Source organism: Bacillus sp. AFS041924 (assembly GCF_002577195.1).
In the GTDB taxonomy this organism is placed as follows: domain Bacteria; phylum Bacillota; class Bacilli; order Bacillales; family Bacillaceae_G; genus Gottfriedia.
Window position 1 is genome coordinate 154,017 of sequence record NZ_NULG01000020.1, and the last position, 16,476, is coordinate 170,492.

The 16,476-nt window shown below is 32.6% G+C and carries 15 protein-coding genes; 3 read left to right on the forward strand and 12 right to left on the reverse strand.

All coding sequences use genetic code 11. From position 1 onward, the window contains the following. Positions 1-74: 74 nt before the first annotated feature. The 7 genes from COC46_RS07705 to COC46_RS07735 all read right to left on the reverse strand — a co-directional run bounded on the left by COC46_RS07705 (position 75) and on the right by COC46_RS07735 (position 10,797). Positions 75-1,253, reverse strand: coding sequence for a branched-chain amino acid ABC transporter substrate-binding protein (locus COC46_RS07705; protein ID WP_098809158.1), 1,179 nt, complete (start codon positions 1,251-1,253; stop codon positions 75-77). 318 nt (positions 1,254-1,571) lie between these two features. Continuing rightward, positions 1,572-4,004: a DNA topoisomerase IV subunit A gene (gene parC / locus COC46_RS07710; RefSeq protein WP_098809159.1), complete on the reverse strand. Its 2,433-nt coding sequence runs from the start codon at positions 4,002-4,004 to the stop codon at positions 1,572-1,574. After that, positions 4,004-5,977 (reverse strand): DNA topoisomerase IV subunit B, encoded by a 1,974-nt coding sequence (gene parE, locus COC46_RS07715; RefSeq protein ID WP_098809160.1) that lies wholly within the window; start codon positions 5,975-5,977, stop codon positions 4,004-4,006. Before parE ends, parC begins: the two co-directional genes overlap by 1 nt. Before the next feature lie 552 nt (positions 5,978-6,529). Beyond that, positions 6,530-6,940 carry a CoA-binding protein gene (locus tag COC46_RS07720; protein WP_098809161.1) on the reverse strand — a complete coding sequence of 137 codons (411 nt, stop codon included), beginning with the start codon at positions 6,938-6,940 and terminating at the stop codon, positions 6,530-6,532. 104 nt (positions 6,941-7,044) lie between these two features. Beyond that, positions 7,045-8,241: a S1C family serine protease gene (locus tag COC46_RS07725; protein WP_098809162.1), complete on the reverse strand. Its 1,197-nt coding sequence runs from the start codon at positions 8,239-8,241 to the stop codon at positions 7,045-7,047. An 81-nt stretch (positions 8,242-8,322) separates the two neighbouring features. After that, a complete protein-coding gene (locus tag COC46_RS07730) occupies positions 8,323-10,119 on the reverse strand; it encodes a sensor histidine kinase (protein WP_098809163.1) in 1,797 nt (598 codons plus the stop codon). 3 nt (positions 10,120-10,122) lie between these two features. Further along, a complete protein-coding gene (locus tag COC46_RS07735) occupies positions 10,123-10,797 on the reverse strand; it encodes a response regulator transcription factor (RefSeq protein ID WP_098809164.1) in 675 nt (224 codons plus the stop codon). Between the two features lie 196 nt (positions 10,798-10,993). Here COC46_RS07735 and plsY point away from each other — a divergent pair, with 196 nt between their 5' ends. Further along, complete coding sequence (gene plsY / locus COC46_RS07740) at positions 10,994-11,596, forward strand: glycerol-3-phosphate 1-O-acyltransferase PlsY (protein WP_098809165.1); 603 nt, start codon at positions 10,994-10,996, stop codon at positions 11,594-11,596. Between the two features lie 94 nt (positions 11,597-11,690). Here the strand turns inward: plsY and COC46_RS07745 are convergent, their stop codons facing one another. Continuing rightward, entirely contained in the window at positions 11,691-12,113 is a 423-nt protein-coding gene (locus tag COC46_RS07745; protein ID WP_098809166.1) for an acyl-CoA thioesterase, read from the reverse strand. Between the two features lie 283 nt (positions 12,114-12,396). Here COC46_RS07745 and COC46_RS07750 point away from each other — a divergent pair, with 283 nt between their 5' ends. Both COC46_RS07750 and COC46_RS07755 read left to right on the forward strand, forming a co-directional pair. Then, positions 12,397-13,290, forward strand: a complete 894-nt coding sequence (locus tag COC46_RS07750) for a prohibitin family protein (protein WP_098809167.1) — start codon at positions 12,397-12,399, stop codon at positions 13,288-13,290. A gap of 146 nt (positions 13,291-13,436) precedes the next feature. Continuing rightward, entirely contained in the window at positions 13,437-14,723 is a 1,287-nt protein-coding gene (locus COC46_RS07755) for a glycosyl hydrolase family 18 protein (protein ID WP_098809168.1), read from the forward strand. 53 nt (positions 14,724-14,776) lie between these two features. On the opposite strand, the gene tlp is transcribed toward COC46_RS07755, so the two are convergent. From tlp to COC46_RS07775, 4 genes are all read right to left on the reverse strand, one after another. Then, the gene (gene tlp / locus COC46_RS07760; protein ID WP_098809169.1) at positions 14,777-15,007 is read right to left on the reverse strand and encodes a small acid-soluble spore protein Tlp; all 231 of its coding nucleotides are present in this window, start codon (positions 15,005-15,007) and stop codon (positions 14,777-14,779) included. Between the two features lie 39 nt (positions 15,008-15,046). Continuing rightward, complete coding sequence (gene sspN / locus COC46_RS07765) at positions 15,047-15,187, reverse strand: small acid-soluble spore protein N (RefSeq protein ID WP_098809170.1); 141 nt, start codon at positions 15,185-15,187, stop codon at positions 15,047-15,049. 150 nt (positions 15,188-15,337) lie between these two features. After that, complete coding sequence (locus COC46_RS07770; protein WP_098809171.1) at positions 15,338-15,475, reverse strand: FbpB family small basic protein; 138 nt, start codon at positions 15,473-15,475, stop codon at positions 15,338-15,340. Between the two features lie 71 nt (positions 15,476-15,546). Then, on the reverse strand, positions 15,547-16,098 hold the full coding sequence (locus COC46_RS07775; protein WP_098809172.1) for a TlpA family protein disulfide reductase: 552 nt from the start codon (positions 16,096-16,098) through the stop codon (positions 15,547-15,549). Between the last annotated feature and the right edge of the window lie 378 nt (positions 16,099-16,476).

Sequence of the window (16,476 nt, forward strand, 5' to 3'; positions counted from 1 at the left end):
CACTTTATTGAGAGAAAAAGAGTATCACGTTATACGGGATACTCTTTTCTTTTTCTGGTTGGTTTTTTTACTAATTAAGGTTTAGTAACTTCGCCTTCTTGAGTACCAGGATATTTAGCTTCTTTAAACGTATAGATAAATACTTTAGCGTATTTGTTGTCCCCTTTATCGTCGAAGCCAACCTTAGTTACTACACCATCATAATCTTGGATCGCACGTACTGCTTTTTCAACTTGTTCACGTGTTGGACTTTTACCATCGTTTTCATTAATTGCATTTTTTAATCCTTCTAATAATACGCCAGCAGAATCATATCCGTAAGATGAAAAAGATTCGATGTTTTTATTAAATTTAGATTTGTATGCATCAGCAAAAGCTTTACCTTTATCTGTTTTTAAAGTATCACCAGCTACTGAAGTGTAGTAGAAGTTTTTAACAGCATCTCCAGCGATATCAACTAATCCTGAAGAGTCCATTCCGTCTCCACCCATGAATGGGATGTTTAATCCTTTTTCACGAGCTTGCTTTAATAACATTCCTCCTTCAGCATATAGACCTCCAAAGAATACTAAATCTGGCTTTTTCGCAATCGCATTATTTAATACTCCGTTAAAGTCTTTATCTCCGATTGAGATCCCCTCTTCACCTAAAATTTTAGCGCCTAATTTCTCAGCAGCTGCTTTGAATTCATTCGCTAAACCAGTTCCGTAAGGTGTTTTATCTTGAATGATAAATATATTTTTAGCTTTTAAAGTATTGATAGCAAAATTTGCACCAGCTGGACCTTGGAAGTCATCACGAGCACAAATTCGGTTTACTACTCCTAAGCCACGATCAGTTACTTCATTTGCAGTATTTGAAGGAGATACCATTACGATATGGTCTTTCTCATACTTTACAGAAGAAGGAATTGCTACACCAGAATTTAAATGTCCTACAACACCAAGGATTTTATTGTCTGCAGCTAATTGTTCAGCATTTGCTACACCTTTCTTTGGATCCCCTTGATCATCATAAGGAACAAGTTTTAAGTCAAAGCCTAGTTTTTTGAATGCTGCTTTTTGATCCTCTAATGCAAGCTGAGCTCCAAGCTTAATGGACTCACCTAAAATTGCATTATTACCAGATAATGGTGTATTAGTCGCAATTTTGATGACTTGATCGCCATCTTTTGAACTATTACCACAGCCAGCTAATATACCTGCTGTTAACGAGACTGAAGCCAAAATTGCAAACCCTTTCTTTAAAACCATATGTACGCCCCCTAAAAACTTATTTTTTTGAAAATTTAAAATTCTTAAGAAAATAGTAAGCTATATTTTTTCGTTAGACAAGTTCTTTTGATTCAAAATATTTCGACAATTTTGTCGATTAATTCTTATTTTAGGTAATTATTACCATAAAAAAATCATTAAAAGCATTTATTCCTTATTTTCAAAATACAAAATTAGAAAATTTTAATGTATTCTTCTTGGTTAATCCCCAAAAAATAGTTTTCTAGTATCATTTGTACATTTTTCGACAAATTCGACAAAAAAACCTATCCCAATATACATGGAATAGGTCTTTTTTTAATTATTTTCTTCTTTTTTGTATCGAATAATTGTTTTGATATCACCGGAATCGTCTGTATCCATTATAAATGAGCCATTGCTATATTGGTCACTATTTCTTAAACCAGCAGGATCGACTGTCTCAAATTGACCGGACTTACTTAATAATGCAAACATATCATTTTCATTTACGGCGTATACACCAATTAATAAATGAGGATTATTTTTTAAATCTCGTAGCACTTTAACACCACGTGTACCTCTAGAACTTTGAGGGATTGTATCAATTTTCATTTTCTTTATGGCTGCTCGATGTGTTGCACAGAATATTTCTTTCACTTCATCACTAATAATGTCAGCAGATACAACAAAATCATGATCTTTTAAGTTAATTCCTTTAACTCCACCGGCTCTTAAACCTTGAGTACTGATTTCTTCTATATTAAACAACAATGTGTACCCTAAATTTGTAGCCATCAACACACGACTAGATTCTGAAGTGACACCAGCAAAAATTAACGAATCATCTGACTTAATTGACATACCTACAAGTGGTTTAGAATATCGTTGTACTTTTAATTGCTGAATACTCGTACGTTTTACAACGCCATTTTTAGTTACAAATAAAATATAATCTTTATTTTCTTCAAAATTATTTACGACTGTAGCAGAAAGTATTGCCTCGTCTCGCTCAATTGGAATAATATTGGCAACATGTTGCCCCATATCTTTCCATCTGATATCTTGCATTTCATGAATTGGTAAGTATAAATAATTACCTTTTGATGTAAATAAAATGAGCGTATCTGTTGTTGTACTTTCTATTTGATAAATTAAACGGTCGCCTTCCTTCATACCGTAATCTTTACCATTTGAAGCTGAATAAGATCTCGGGCTTGTACGTTTAACGTAGCCTTCACTTGTCACAGTCACAATCACATCTTCTTGAGCGATTATATCTTCTCGTGCAATTTTAATTTCTTCAATCTCTGCCTGAATTGTTGAGCGTCGGTCGTCAGCATACTTTAATTTGAGTTTCTTTAAGTCTGTTTTAATAACAGATAATAATTTTGCTTCGCTGTTTAAGATTGCTTCAAGTTGCTTAATTTTTTTATCTAACTCATCTGCTTCTTCTTGTAATGCAGTAATATCTGTATTTGTTAAACGATATAACTGTAACATAACAATCGCTTCAGCTTGTTGTTCAGTAAATTCAAATTGAGCAATTAACTTATCTTTCGCATCTCGTTTATCGTTTGCAGAACGAATTGTTGCGATCACTTCATCTAAAATTGATAAAGCCTTCATTAATCCTTCTACAACATGTTGGCGAGCTTTTGCTTTTCTTAAATCAAAATTTGAACGATTTGTAATCACTTCTTTTTGATGTTCAATATAAGCATCAAGAATTGCAGGTAAAGACATTTGTTTTGGTGTACGGTTATAAATCGCAACCATATTAAAGTTATAAGGTATTTGGAGCTCTGTATTTTTATACAAATAATTTAAAATTGCTTCGTTATTTGCATCTTTTTTAAGTTCGATAACAATACGCATCCCAGTGCGATCTGTTTCATCACGTACTTCCGTAATTCCATCTACTTTTCGGTCAAGACGAACTTCATCAATTTTCTTAACTAAATTCGCTTTATTTACTTCTGATGGAATTTCTGTAATGATTAAAGCTTGTTTCCCACCACGTAAATCCTCAGTATGAACACGACTTCGAATAATAATTTTCCCTTTACCCGTTTCGTATGCTTTTTTTATACCATCTACACCTTGAATAATCCCACCAGTAGCGAAATCAGGTCCATGGATTACAGTCATTAAATCATCCACTGTACAGTTTTTATTTTCAATACGCATGATCGTCGCATCGATGACTTCTCCAAGGTGGTGCGAAGGGATATCAGTTGCATAGCCTGCGGAAATTCCCGTGCTACCGTTCACTAGTAAGTTAGGGAACATTGATGGTAAAACAACTGGTTCCATGCTTGTATCATCAAAGTTAGGCACAAAATCAACAGTTTCTTTATCAATATCTCTTAACAGTTCATTAGCAATTGCTGATAATCGTGCTTCGGTATAACGCATAGCTGCTGGTGGATCGCCATCAATACTACCGTTATTACCATGCATTTGAATTAATACATTTCTTAATTTCCAATCTTGACTTAGACGTACCATCGCATCATAAACAGAAGTATCACCATGAGGATGATAATTACCAATTACATTTCCGACTGTTTTAGCAGACTTACGATAAGGCTTATCTTGGACGTTACCTTCAACATACATAGAATACAAAATACGTCGTTGTACAGGCTTTAAACCGTCACGAGCATCAGGTAATGCTCTCTCTTGAATAATATATTTACTATAACGACCGAAACGGTCACCTAATATGTCTTCTAAAGGGATATTATATAGCTTTTCCGATGATTGCATCAGATATCGCTCCCTTCTGTTTCAACTTCAACTTGTTCATTGTTTAAAATTTTATCCTCTTCATCTAAATCAAACACTACATTTGATTCGATCCATTTACGTCTAGGCTCAACTTTATCACCCATTAGAGTAGTTACACGACGATCTGCTCTTGCAGCATCATCAATTTTCACTCGAATAAGCGTTCTAGTTTCTGGATCCATTGTTGTATCCCAAAGTTGGTCAGCATTCATTTCACCAAGTCCTTTGTAACGCTGAATCATATATCCTTTACCGACTTTTTTGATTGCATCTTGTAAGTCTACTTCTGACCAAGCATACTCAATTACTTCTTTTTTCCCAGTACCTTTACTTACTTTGAATAAAGGAGGTAAGGCGATATAAACTTTACCAGCCTCTACTAATGGCTTCATGTAGCGGTAAAAGAAAGTTAATAATAGCACTTGAATATGCGCACCATCTGTATCCGCATCGGTCATAATAACAATTTTGTCATAATTAACATCTTCAACTTCAAAATCACTACCTACTCCTGCACCAATTGCATGAATAATTGTATTAATCTCTTCATTTTTCATTATGTCCGCTAATTTAGCCTTTTCGGTATTGATTACCTTACCACGTAAAGGCAAGATAGCTTGGAAACGTCGATCACGACCTTGTTTTGCACTACCACCGGCTGAATCACCCTCAACTAGGTATAATTCATTTTTCTGCGGATTTCGTGACTGTGCTGGAGTCAGCTTACCACTTAATGAAGTTTCTGAACGCTTTCTCTTTTTACCACTTCTTGCTTCTTCACGTGCTTTTCTCGCAGCTTCTCTAGCTTGATATGCTTTTATAGATTTCTTAACTAATGAAGTTGCAATATCCGGATTTTCTTCTAGGAAATAAGCTAGTTGATCAGAAACAACTGAATCAACAGCTGACCTTGCTTCACTTGTACCTAATTTTCCTTTTGTTTGTCCTTCAAATTGAAGTATCTCTTCAGGAATTCGTACAGATACAATTGCAGCTAAACCCTCACGGATATCCGCTCCATCTAAATTTTTATCTTTTTCTTTTAAAAGATTTACTTTTCTTGCATATTCATTAAATGCTCGTGTTAAAGCAGTTTTTGCACCAACTTCATGCGTACCACCGTCTTTTGTACGAACATTATTTACGAAAGAAAGCATCGTTTCTGAATAACCGTCATTAAATTGGAACGAAAATTCAACTTCAATATTATTTTGTAGTCCTTCAAAGAAGACAACTGGATGTAATGCTTCTTTTTCTTCGTTTAAATACGCTACAAATGCTTCGATACCGTTTTCATAATAAAACTCTTCGAAAGCATCATGGCGTTCATCTTTAATTGTAATTTTTAAACCTTTTAATAAAAAGGCAGACTCTCTGAGTCTTTCGCTTAAAGTATCAAAGTTAAAATTTGTTGTACTAAAAATAGTTGGATCTGGTTTAAAATGAATCGTTGTACCAGTTCGTCTAGTTTTTCCAACGATTTCTAATGAAGTGACTGGTTTCCCACCTTCTTCAAAACGTTGCTTATAAATCGTTCCTTCACGGTGAATTTCAACTGTTAACCATTCAGATAATGCATTTACAACTGATGCACCAACACCATGTAGACCACCACTTGTTTTGTAGCCGCCTTGTCCAAATTTACCACCTGCATGTAATACAGTTAAGATAATTTCTGGTGTTGGTTTTCCCATTTTGTGCATTCCAGTTGGCATCCCACGACCGTGGTCTTTTACGCTTAAACTATTATCTTTATGAATAATCACATCTATTTGAGTCCCGTGACCAGCTAATGCTTCATCTACAGAATTATCTACGATTTCATAAACTAAATGGTGCAGACCTCTACTATCTGTGCTGCCAATATACATTCCAGGTCGTTTACGTACAGCTTCTAAACCTTCTAGTACCTGTATCGCATCTTCGTTATATGTTGTTTCATTCTTTGCCAACACCATTTCTCCTTTCTAACTAAACACTTACATCAGAACATTTGTTCCATTATATCATAGTATAAATAAAATGTTTCTTCTAATCGTTCATGTTAATGGTTTTTTTCCTAACTTACAAGTCGAACATGAAAAAAAAGTAAGGTATAGTCATAAAAAAACAGGAATTTCAAATCAAGGAAATGTAAAATTCAAGGTTAAAACGATAAAATAATCTCGATAAAATTCAAATATAAAAAATCGCGCAATAAAGCGTTTCTATTCCTTCTATTTTGGTTTGTATTTGACGCAGATCTACATAATTTCTCGTCATTCCTTAATTTTAATTATCCCCTTTTAGTTCTTCCGTTAAAAAAACTCACTGATTAACAGTGAGCCAGAAGTAAGTTTAAAAATTTGATTTCCAAATTGATTGCAAGCGCTTTTCATTCGCTACACGAAAGCTTTGTGAGAAGCAGAATTACCTAAACTGTAATGAACATCACATGTCTCTTTAAGCGACAAAGAAACCGAGCGTTTGGCGGGCAGTCTGAAACAGTGAGCTTTTTTAACGGCCTATCTTGTCATTGCATGTTCTACTTTAATACAACGATCCATAATGACAGTCTTACCATTTTCTTTCAACAATTGATATGCTTCTTCGTTTTCAATACCAAGTTGGGCAAAGAATACATCACAATCAATTTTTAGAAACTCTTGTGCTACAGTTAATAGGTGTTCTGGTCTTCTAAATACATTTACAATATCAACTTTTTCTTTTATTTCTGTTAAACTTGCTACAGCTTTTTCACCTAATACAGTATCAACTGTTGGGTTTACTGGAATAATTTTATAACCAGCATCTTGCATTGCTTTACTTACCATATAAGACGTTTTAGATAGGTCACCTGATAAGCCAACAACTGCGATTACTTTACTCGATTTTAAAATTTGTCCAATTTCTTCTCTTGATGGGTATTTACTCATATACTAATCACCCTTTCAATTTACATAAATAAGCGAAAAGTTTTTACTTTTCGCTTATTTATTTTTATTCTTTTATCATATTTCTAAAATCAGCTACCTGTCAATCATTGACTAGACGCTAATGTTAATGTTGTATCCTTTAATTTACCGTCACGGTAGTAAGTAATCTTAAGTTTATCTCCTACTTTTTTGTTTGAATACAAGTATTCTCTAATCGAAATTACATTAGATACAGGTTTGTCATCTAATGCTACAATTACATCAAGTTGTTTCATACCAACTTTAGCAGCAGGTGTATTTGGATCCACATGTGTTACAACTGCACCTTTCGTAACTGATCCAGGTAATTTTAAGTTTTCTTCGATATTAAATTGAGGAATTTCTTCAAGTGATTTTAAACCTACACCCATAACTGGTCTAGTTACTTCACCAAACTTCTCAATTTGATCTAAAGCAGGTTTTGCAATATTCATTGGAATCGCAAATCCAATCCCTTCTACAGCTTGTTCAGCAATTTTACTAGAGTTAATGCCAATTACTTCACCTTTAGCATTAATTAATGCACCACCACTATTACCAGGATTAATCGCTGCATCTGTTTGAATTACTTGAGTTTGATAATCAGCAACACCATCACCATCGATATCTTGAGGTATTTCTCGAGCTTTACTACTTACAATACCTTGTGTTACAGTACTTTCTAAAAACCCTAGTGGATTTCCAATTGCAATAGCTGTTTCACCTACATTAATTTTTTCTGAGTCACCTAATTTAGCGATATTCGCTACATATTTCGCATCAATTACGACAACAGCTAAATCTAATAATTCATCTGTTCCTACAAGTTTAGCATCAATTAATTGACCATCTGCCATTTTTACTTTTAATTGTTTTGCACCAGCAACTACGTGGTTATTTGTAGCTATTAAGGCTTTATTCCCTACTTTTTTATAAACAACACCTGAACCTGATCCGGCTTCCTCTGTTTCCATTGAAAATGGATTTGAAGATTGATAATTATTTACACCTACTACAAACTTTCGTGCATTTTGAATTGTTGTGGTTAAGTCTTCACGTGATACATTTATTACTTGTGTTGGCACTGGTGTCGTCTCATTCGATAAGTTTGGCTTATTCGTTAAGTTAAAAATATCTGGTGATACGATTGAAATGGTTACTGCTCCGATAATTGCTCCAATAAAGCCTGTTACAAGCGGATAACCTCCACGTCTACTTCTCTTATGTCTTTTATGATTATTTTGATTTTCATCATATAAATCTGTTTCATCATAATATCCCATAATTCTTTCCTCCAATATGTAGGTATGTTTTATTGATATTAATTTAACCCACTCATGTGTATTTGCTGTGAACTTTTAGACCTATTTTAAATATTTTTTTAAATTAAAAATAAATTCGACTCCATCTTCTTTATTATGAACCTTAATAGTTGAATGATGTAAATCAAGAATAGTTTTTACGATTGATAAACCTAAACCAGTTCCACCATTTTGCCGATTCCTTGATTCATCAATACGATAGAAGCGATTCCAAATTTTATCAATCTTATCATCTGGGATTGGATTTCCTTCATTAAAAATAGCAATATTTACATGATCTCCTTTATCCAATAAACTAATTTTTACTACACTACCCGGATTACCATAATGAATTGCATTTGAAAGGATATTAATGATTACTTGTTCAATTTTTCTTTTCTCACCAATTACTAACGTATCTTCATCTAAATTAAAATTCAACTTACAACGATTATTATTGCTACTATTTTCAAACATCCGGATCATTACATGATCGATACACTCTACGATTAAGAATGGTTCACTTCTAAGTGTGTATGTTCCTGATTGAAGTTTAGAAAGCTCGAGCATATCTACGACTAACCCGTTCATTCGATCAACTTCTTCAAGGATTACATCTGCATAATAACCATTTTTCTCAATATTTAATCCATCTTTTAATCCTTCTGCATAACTTTGTACAATACTTAATGGGGTTTTTAGCTCATGAGAAACCCCACTGATGAACTCTTTTCTTATTTGCTCTAATTGTTTCTCTTTTTCAATATCCTTCAATAATTTTGAATTTACTTGCTGTAAATTTTCAATTGTACTAGCTAGATTTTCAGATAAGGAATTAATCGAATTAGACAATTGTCCAATTTCATCATCTGATTGAATATCGATTTTCTCGTTAAAATTTAACTTTGCTAATTGATTTGTAACAGCATTCATTTTCAATAATGGCTTAGATATCATTTTGGAATAATAAAAAGAAACAATCACGATTAGTAATAAAGCAATGATAAAAGCGTAAATATAAAAATCTTTTAAAACAAACATTGCTTCATTTACTGGTTGAAGTGATGTAATCGCAAAAATAACTTCTTTAGAACCATCATTTGTACTAATTGGGTATATAAAAACTTTATTTTCCAATCCATTTGCTCGATCAAAATAGCGATAAATTAGTGGAAAATCCGCTTCGGTATATTCTGAAAAATCTTCATTACTTTTAGTCCAATCCGTTATAGCACCCATAAGTGAGTTCAATTGAGCAGAATAAGTATATTGGTTAGCAATTGGTAAATGTAAATTAATTACTTTACCTTTAATTTCAATATTCACCATTTCTTGAATACTATTTTTAGTTGATAATTGAACTGGATTTGAAGGTTGATTTTCCTCCTGCCAAACTCCCATATTCGTTTTTATATAGAGCGGAATAAAATAATCATCTTGAATATATCCACGGATTGTAATTCGTGAATTTTCTTTAATATTCAGTCTTAAAATACTATCTATTTGATCTGAATATAATAGATTATTTAATGGTACATATACCTTTTTTCCTTCATTTGTAAGTACAGTTAAATCAAAATTATTCTCAGCTTTTAATACCCCTCTTCTATCTAAAACTGCTAAAGTTGTATTGTACTTCGAATATAGTTTTTGTAGTTCTTTTTGGAACTGATTCTTATTAAACTTACCCGCTTTATACCCTTTTGCAAATTGGGTTAGTTCGTCTGTTACAATATTAACTTTTTTATTCGTATAGAAAGATTGCATGAAGATCGATTGACCGACAAATACAATTAATAAAAAAATAACTAATAATAAAGTGATGGATAAAAAAAGTTTACGGACTATACTCTTTTTCATCTTCTACTCCTCAAATTTATAGCCTACTCTTATAACCGTTGCTATATGCTTTGCTTTGTCTCCTAATTTATGTCTAAGTTTTTTAATATGAGTATCAACCGTTCTACCATCACCAAAATAATCAAAGCCCCAAATATTATTCAATAATTGATCTCTCGTTAAAACGATGCCTTTATTATCAATTAAATAACACAATAACTCGAATTCTTTATGAGTCAATTGTAATATTTCATTATTAATCATAGCTGTCCTTGATGACATGTTAATCATTATTCCACATATCGTCTTAGATTCTTTATCGTCTTCTTTCTGGTCAACTGTTCTTCTAAGTACACTTTTTGCCTTTGCAACAAGAATTTTAGGGCTAAATGGCTTTGTCACATATTCATCAGTTCCAAGATCAAAACCAAGTAATTGATCTTCTTCTTCTGAGCGGGCTGTGATCATGATAATCGGAATACTTGATTGCTCCCTAATTAACTTACATACTTCCCATCCATCAATTTTTGGAAGCATTAAATCTAATATGATTAAATCGACTTGATTTTCATTAAATTTATTTATACCTTGTTGTCCATCCTCTGCTTCGATTACAGTAAAATTATCGTTTTCAAAATATTCTTTCACGATTTCTCTTAATCTTTTTTCATCTTCAATTATTAAAACTGTCGGATTCATAATTTTTTCCTTCCATTAAATATGATAATAAAGAGATTAGCATAGAATATAAAAAAAGAGCTTCTTTCACCTTTCTTTGTCCTTAACCTGCACATCGATCAATATTCTATCTTATCTATCTATATATTCGCTTAAAATTGTGCTAAAATGGTATGATACTGCACTAATTTATTATTGTTTGAAAAGGAGCTAGAACATGAGCTTGGTCATTATAGTACTAGCCTATTTAATCGGATCTGTTCCATTCGGTTTAGTGGTTGGAAAAATATTTTACGGAGTAGACATTCGTCAACACGGTAGCGGAAATCTAGGTGCGACAAATACATTCCGCACATTAGGTAAAAAAGCAGGTATTATTGTTACACTAGGAGATATATTAAAAGGAACATTAGCAGCTTCATTACCAGTATTATTCCATTACAATGGAATTCATCCTTTAATCATCGGCTTAATTGCTGTAATTGGTCATATGTATCCAATATTTGCCGGTTTTAGAGGTGGTAAAGCGGTCGCAACTTCAGCTGGGATTCTGTTATATGCATCTCCATTACTTTTTGTTGCCCTAATCATTGTTTTTGCGATTACTTTAAAAATTACAAAATATGTATCACTTTCGTCGATGTTAACGGCCTTTATTGGCACAATATTAGCTTATATTATGGAATACACAGGACTAATAAAAGATAATAGCTACATACTCACCTATATTTTGATCGTACTAACAATCTTTGTAGTATATAAACATCGTCCAAATATAAAAAGAATTAAAGATAAAACAGAACCAAAAGTAAAATTTTAAAAATCAAAGATTAGAGATTAAAGATTCTATCTTCCATCTCTAATCTTTTTATTTTCTAATGTATTCTATTTTTTGTTAACTTAAATTTAATCTCTTAAACCTGTTCCATCGCTTTCTCATATGCTTCATACCAATCTGGGAACATTTTCTTAAATTTAATCGGTCTAAATGATTCTTTATGAACAAGGACATGTGTCGAATTTCCAATACAGCAAACTTCCCCTTCTTCATTAACAATTTCATATTCATAAATCACTTTAAGTGGTGTGAGAGATTTAATTGTCGTTTTAACTTTAGCAGTCTGACCGTATCGCAGACTTTTCTTGTATGATACATTTAAATCAATAACCGGAGAAATTACTCCTTGTGATTCCATTTCTGCATAATTAAAGCCTAAATCTTTTATTAATTGAGTCCTTCCTATTTCAAACCAAACTAAATAATTTGCATGGTACACAACACCCATCGCATCTGTTTCAGCATATCTTACTTCTACTAGTTTCTCTGATATATACATAATTTCACCTCGTATTCTTCTACAGAATACTTTACCAAAAAATTAATAATTGTTCTATTTTTTAACTTATCCTAAATGTTATAATTTTCTTATAACGATTTAATAATCTTCTAACTTTTTATCATTGGGAGGTAGATGTTCTTGAAGGTAATAATCGGTTCAATCATAATTATCCTTCTTTTTTTATTCGGAATTTGGCTACTCCTTTCACCTACCTTTGAAAGAATCGGTGAAAAATCTGTAAAAGTAAAAAACATAATGAAGGAAAAGGAGGACAAAAATAATGGAAAATCTTCCAAATGAAAAAAGGAATTCATTTTTTAGTCGTAAAGTTATAGGGGGTATTATTGCTGCAGTCGCATTAATATTAATCGTTACAATCCCTACTTTTTTTATTGAAAAGATTACCCCTGGTTATGTTGGAGTCGTTTATTCTCCAAATGGCGGAATTCAAAAAAATACATTGTCACAAGGATGGAATTTTGTAGGTCTGTTTGATAAAGTCACTGAATATCCAATTCGCTTACGCACTGTAGAATATAAAGACGCTGCCTTGGCTACTTCTGATGGTAAACGGATTGAAATGGATTTGTCATATTCATATAAAATCGATCCTACAAAAGTAGTTTCAATGTTTAACGAATTTGGACCGATTTCAATTGAGGAAATTGAAGATACATATTTGAAAAAACGTCTACAAGATGCAGCACGAATTGCTGTATCAAAATATACGGTTTTACAATTATACGGTGAGAAATCAAGTAATGCCGCAGCAGATATTGAAACAATTTTTAAAGATGATGTAAAAGTTCTTGGTTTCTTTGTTGAAAACTTAACACTAGGAACGCCAAAGCCTGATGCAAAAACGCAGGAAGCAATTGATGCACGTGTTCAAGCCGCCCAAGAATATGACCGTAAAAAAATAGAACTTGAGACAGCTAGAATAGAAGCAGAAAAGAAAAAAGTTGAAGCTAAAGCTGATGCTGATTCACAGCTAATCCGTGCTCAAGGGCAAGCTAAAGCTAACAAAGTCATCCAGCAATCTTTAACTAAAGACTTAATTGAATATAAAAAGGCAGAAAAATGGGATGGAAAACTTCCTACTGTCTCAGGTAGCGACTCAAATATTATTCAATTTCCACTTGATCCAAATAACAACAAAGAAACAACAAAATAAATTTTCAGGAAAAATCTAGCCAATGTCTAGGTTTTTTCTTTTTAAATCGATTTCACTTTGCTTTTCCACCTATTCTCTTCTAATCCAAACTCTTTGGCATATATTTATTAGTGACGAATATCAACGTTTAATGAAAGGAGATAGACTTGATGCAAATTCATGTTGTAAAAAGTGGAGAAACAGTAATGAGTATTGCAGATTTTTATGGAGTTGAACGCCAAGCACTCATTAACTCTAATGCTCTAGTAGCTCCTTATAAAATAATAAAGGGTCAATCGCTTGTTGTACCAACTACAGGTAACGAATATTTTGTTCAACCTGGTGATAATTTATTTGAGTTAGGTTTAACATATGGTGTGTCAGGTAGTCAAATTGCAACCTTAAGTGGAATTAGTCCATATGCTTCATTAAATATTGGTCAAAAACTTCATCTTCCACCAAGAAAAAAAAGAAATATTGAATCCATTGGTTATTTACAACCTACTTCGGATCCAATTAAACCAGCACTTGAGGAATCCGCACGGAAAGAAAGTAAATTTTTAACCTATTTAGCCCATTTTAGCTTTGATGCAAAAAGTGATGGTACGCTAACAGAACCACCTCTAGGAAACATTCCTCAAATCGCAAAGGATAATCGCTGTATTTATATGATGGTTGTCTCTAATCTTGAAAATGGGCAGTTTTCAACATCACTCGCAACTTCGATATTACAAAGTCCAGCAGTTCAAGATAAACTGATCAATACAATTATAAGTACGGCTAATAAATACGGTTTTAGAGAAGTAAATATAGACTTTGAAGACGTTGCTTCAACTGACCGTGTAGCTTATATCAATTTTTTAAACAAGTTAAAATCAAGACTTCCTCAAGGATTCTTATTGAGTGCAACTTTAATACCTAAAACAAGTTCAACTCAAAAAGGAAGATTTTACGAAGCTCATGATTACGCGAACATAGGTAAAGTTGTAGACTTCGTTGTTATTATGACATATGACTGGGGATGGCAAGGCGGACCACCGATGGCCGTATCACCGATTGATCAAGTCCGTAAAGTAATCAACTATGCGAAGTCAGTAATCCCCGTACCCAAAATAATAATGGGACAAAATTTATACGGATTCGACTGGAAAGTACCGTTTAAGCAAGGAACTATGGCAAAAGCATTAAGTGCTGAAGCAGCTACAAATTTAGCTATTCAAATGACAAACGAAATCCTTTTTGATACCAAAGCTAGAGCTCCTCATTTCAGATATACAGAATCAAATGGTCAAAAACATGAAGTTTGGTTCGAAGATGCAAGATCAATTCAAGCCAAATTTAACTTAATAAAAGAAGAAAATATTCGAGGTATCGCATACTGGAAATTAGGTTTACCGTTTATTCAAAATTGGGAGCTACTTGAAGCTAACTTTAACATCGTAAAAAGAGCATAAAAGAAAGCTAGGTATTTATGAGTCAAACTCAGAATACCTAGCTTCTTTTTTAATCAATCAGTTGTATTACTAAATGCTTGCTCGTCTTTTAGTTCACTTTCTAATGCTGACAAAGCTTCTTCACGACGTTGGTTCTTCGCTAATGCATTTTGACGATCCTGTTCATTGCCAAACTTCATCGAAGCCTCTGCTTCTTTCATATTTTCCCTCGTATTATTAATCATATCTTGAATCTTTTCTGCATTATCACTACGATCATCTGGCTTAGCTTGGTATTCCATCATTAATCACTCCAATTCAAAATTTGTGTTTTAATTTGAATATTACCCGTTATCTACGATCGGTTGTTTTCCAGTAGGATCTTTATATTGCATTTGTTTCCCTTTATTCCCACCAGCTGCTTTGTTTTGAGTTCCAACATGATTTGGTACAAAATCTTTAGGATGTTTTTGTGGATTTCCCATATTATCGCCCCCCTAGCGATAGTATTGGTTATGTTGCTTTAAATATGTAATGGAAATAAAAAAGATTATGGCAAAAAAAAGAAGGAAATATTTCCTTCTCACAAGTAAGACAAAGCCCCCAAAAATTGAGTTTTCAACTGTCTGAATACTTTATTCTGCTTTAGCTTTTCTCTCTAAACGTTCTTCTAAACGATCATATATTTTATTCAAAGCCTCTTCATCATTTAATAAAGAATTTTTATTTTCAATTATTAATTCCTGAAACGATTTATGTCTTTTCTTTCTCATAACAATCACCTCTTCTTTTTATGTTAGTATTGCCAAAAAAAAGAGTTTTCTTACATTTTAGTAAATTTTTCTTATTTTAAAAATGCATTTAATTGTTTTTCAGTTAATGGTCCAATTTGCTTAAACACTACTTCACCATTTGGGTTAATAAAATATGTAGTAGGTATTGAAATTACACCATATTTTCGAAAGTTATCACCGTTTTCATCAATTAAAATTCGATAATTCATTCCGTTTTTATTAACGAAGTTTTTAATATAATTTAAGTCCTTCTTCTCACCAATATAATCCGCTACACCGATCATTTCAATATCCTTATGCTCTTTATGAAATTTCTCTAATGCCGGTATCTCGTCTTGACATGGTGGACACCAAGTTGCCCAGAAGTTTAAGATTACTTTTTTACCTTTAAACGTAGATAAATTAACCTTTTTCTCATCTAAAGTCATCAATTGTATATCAGGTGCCTGCTGCCCAACCTGAACACCTAATTTTTGAATTGAAGCTATATACGCATCATTTTTATTACTGACTTTTTTCTCTTCTTCTTTTTTGTCATATAATTGAAAAATTGAATATCCTAATGCAACCAAAAGGATAAGCAAAGGAATTACTTTTTTCATACAAATCACCCTTTTAATGAACTATCTCTATTTAACCATAATAAATACAAAAGTGGAACAAGCTCGCTTATGTCTTCTATGTTAATCTTGCTTAGTTTACTTATTTTTTCTTTAAAAGAATCCATTTAGCTCCACTTTTTATATTTTTTACATGAACGCTCTATTAATTCGTGATTTATTTAAAATTCTTATTACCTTTCTGATTAAATTTCATCGCTCTTGGCAGTTTAATTGCGATTATCAGAATTTTTATTGTGATTCTTTAAATTTAATTGCGGTAACCAATTTTTATTTGCGATTCCACAAATTTAATTGCGATTACCGATTTTTATTTACGTTTCCACAGATTTAATTGCAATAACCGATTTTTATTTGCGA

Coding starts and splice junctions, on each gene's coding strand:
- COC46_RS07705 (WP_098809158.1), bottom strand. CDS start 1,253: ATGGTTTTAAAGAAAGGGTTTGCAATTTTGGCTTCAGTCTCGTTAACA.
- parC (WP_098809159.1), bottom strand. CDS start 4,004: ATGCAATCATCGGAAAAGCTATATAATATCCCTTTAGAAGACATATTA.
- COC46_RS07720 (WP_098809161.1), bottom strand. CDS start 6,940: ATGAGTAAATACCCATCAAGAGAAGAAATTGGACAAATTTTAAAATCG.
- COC46_RS07725 (WP_098809162.1), bottom strand. CDS start 8,241: ATGGGATATTATGATGAAACAGATTTATATGATGAAAATCAAAATAAT.
- COC46_RS07730 (WP_098809163.1), bottom strand. CDS start 10,119: ATGAAAAAGAGTATAGTCCGTAAACTTTTTTTATCCATCACTTTATTA.
- COC46_RS07735 (WP_098809164.1), bottom strand. CDS start 10,797: ATGAATCCGACAGTTTTAATAATTGAAGATGAAAAAAGATTAAGAGAA.
- plsY (WP_098809165.1), top strand. CDS start 10,994: ATGAGCTTGGTCATTATAGTACTAGCCTATTTAATCGGATCTGTTCCA.
- COC46_RS07745 (WP_098809166.1), bottom strand. CDS start 12,113: ATGTATATATCAGAGAAACTAGTAGAAGTAAGATATGCTGAAACAGAT.
- COC46_RS07750 (WP_098809167.1), top strand. CDS start 12,397: ATGGAAAATCTTCCAAATGAAAAAAGGAATTCATTTTTTAGTCGTAAA.
- tlp (WP_098809169.1), bottom strand. CDS start 15,007: ATGATGGAATACCAAGCTAAGCCAGATGATCGTAGTGATAATGCAGAA.
- sspN (WP_098809170.1), bottom strand. CDS start 15,187: ATGGGAAATCCACAAAAACATCCTAAAGATTTTGTACCAAATCATGTT.
- COC46_RS07770 (WP_098809171.1), bottom strand. CDS start 15,475: ATGAGAAAGAAAAGACATAAATCGTTTCAGGAATTAATAATTGAAAAT.
- COC46_RS07775 (WP_098809172.1), bottom strand. CDS start 16,098: ATGAAAAAAGTAATTCCTTTGCTTATCCTTTTGGTTGCATTAGGATAT.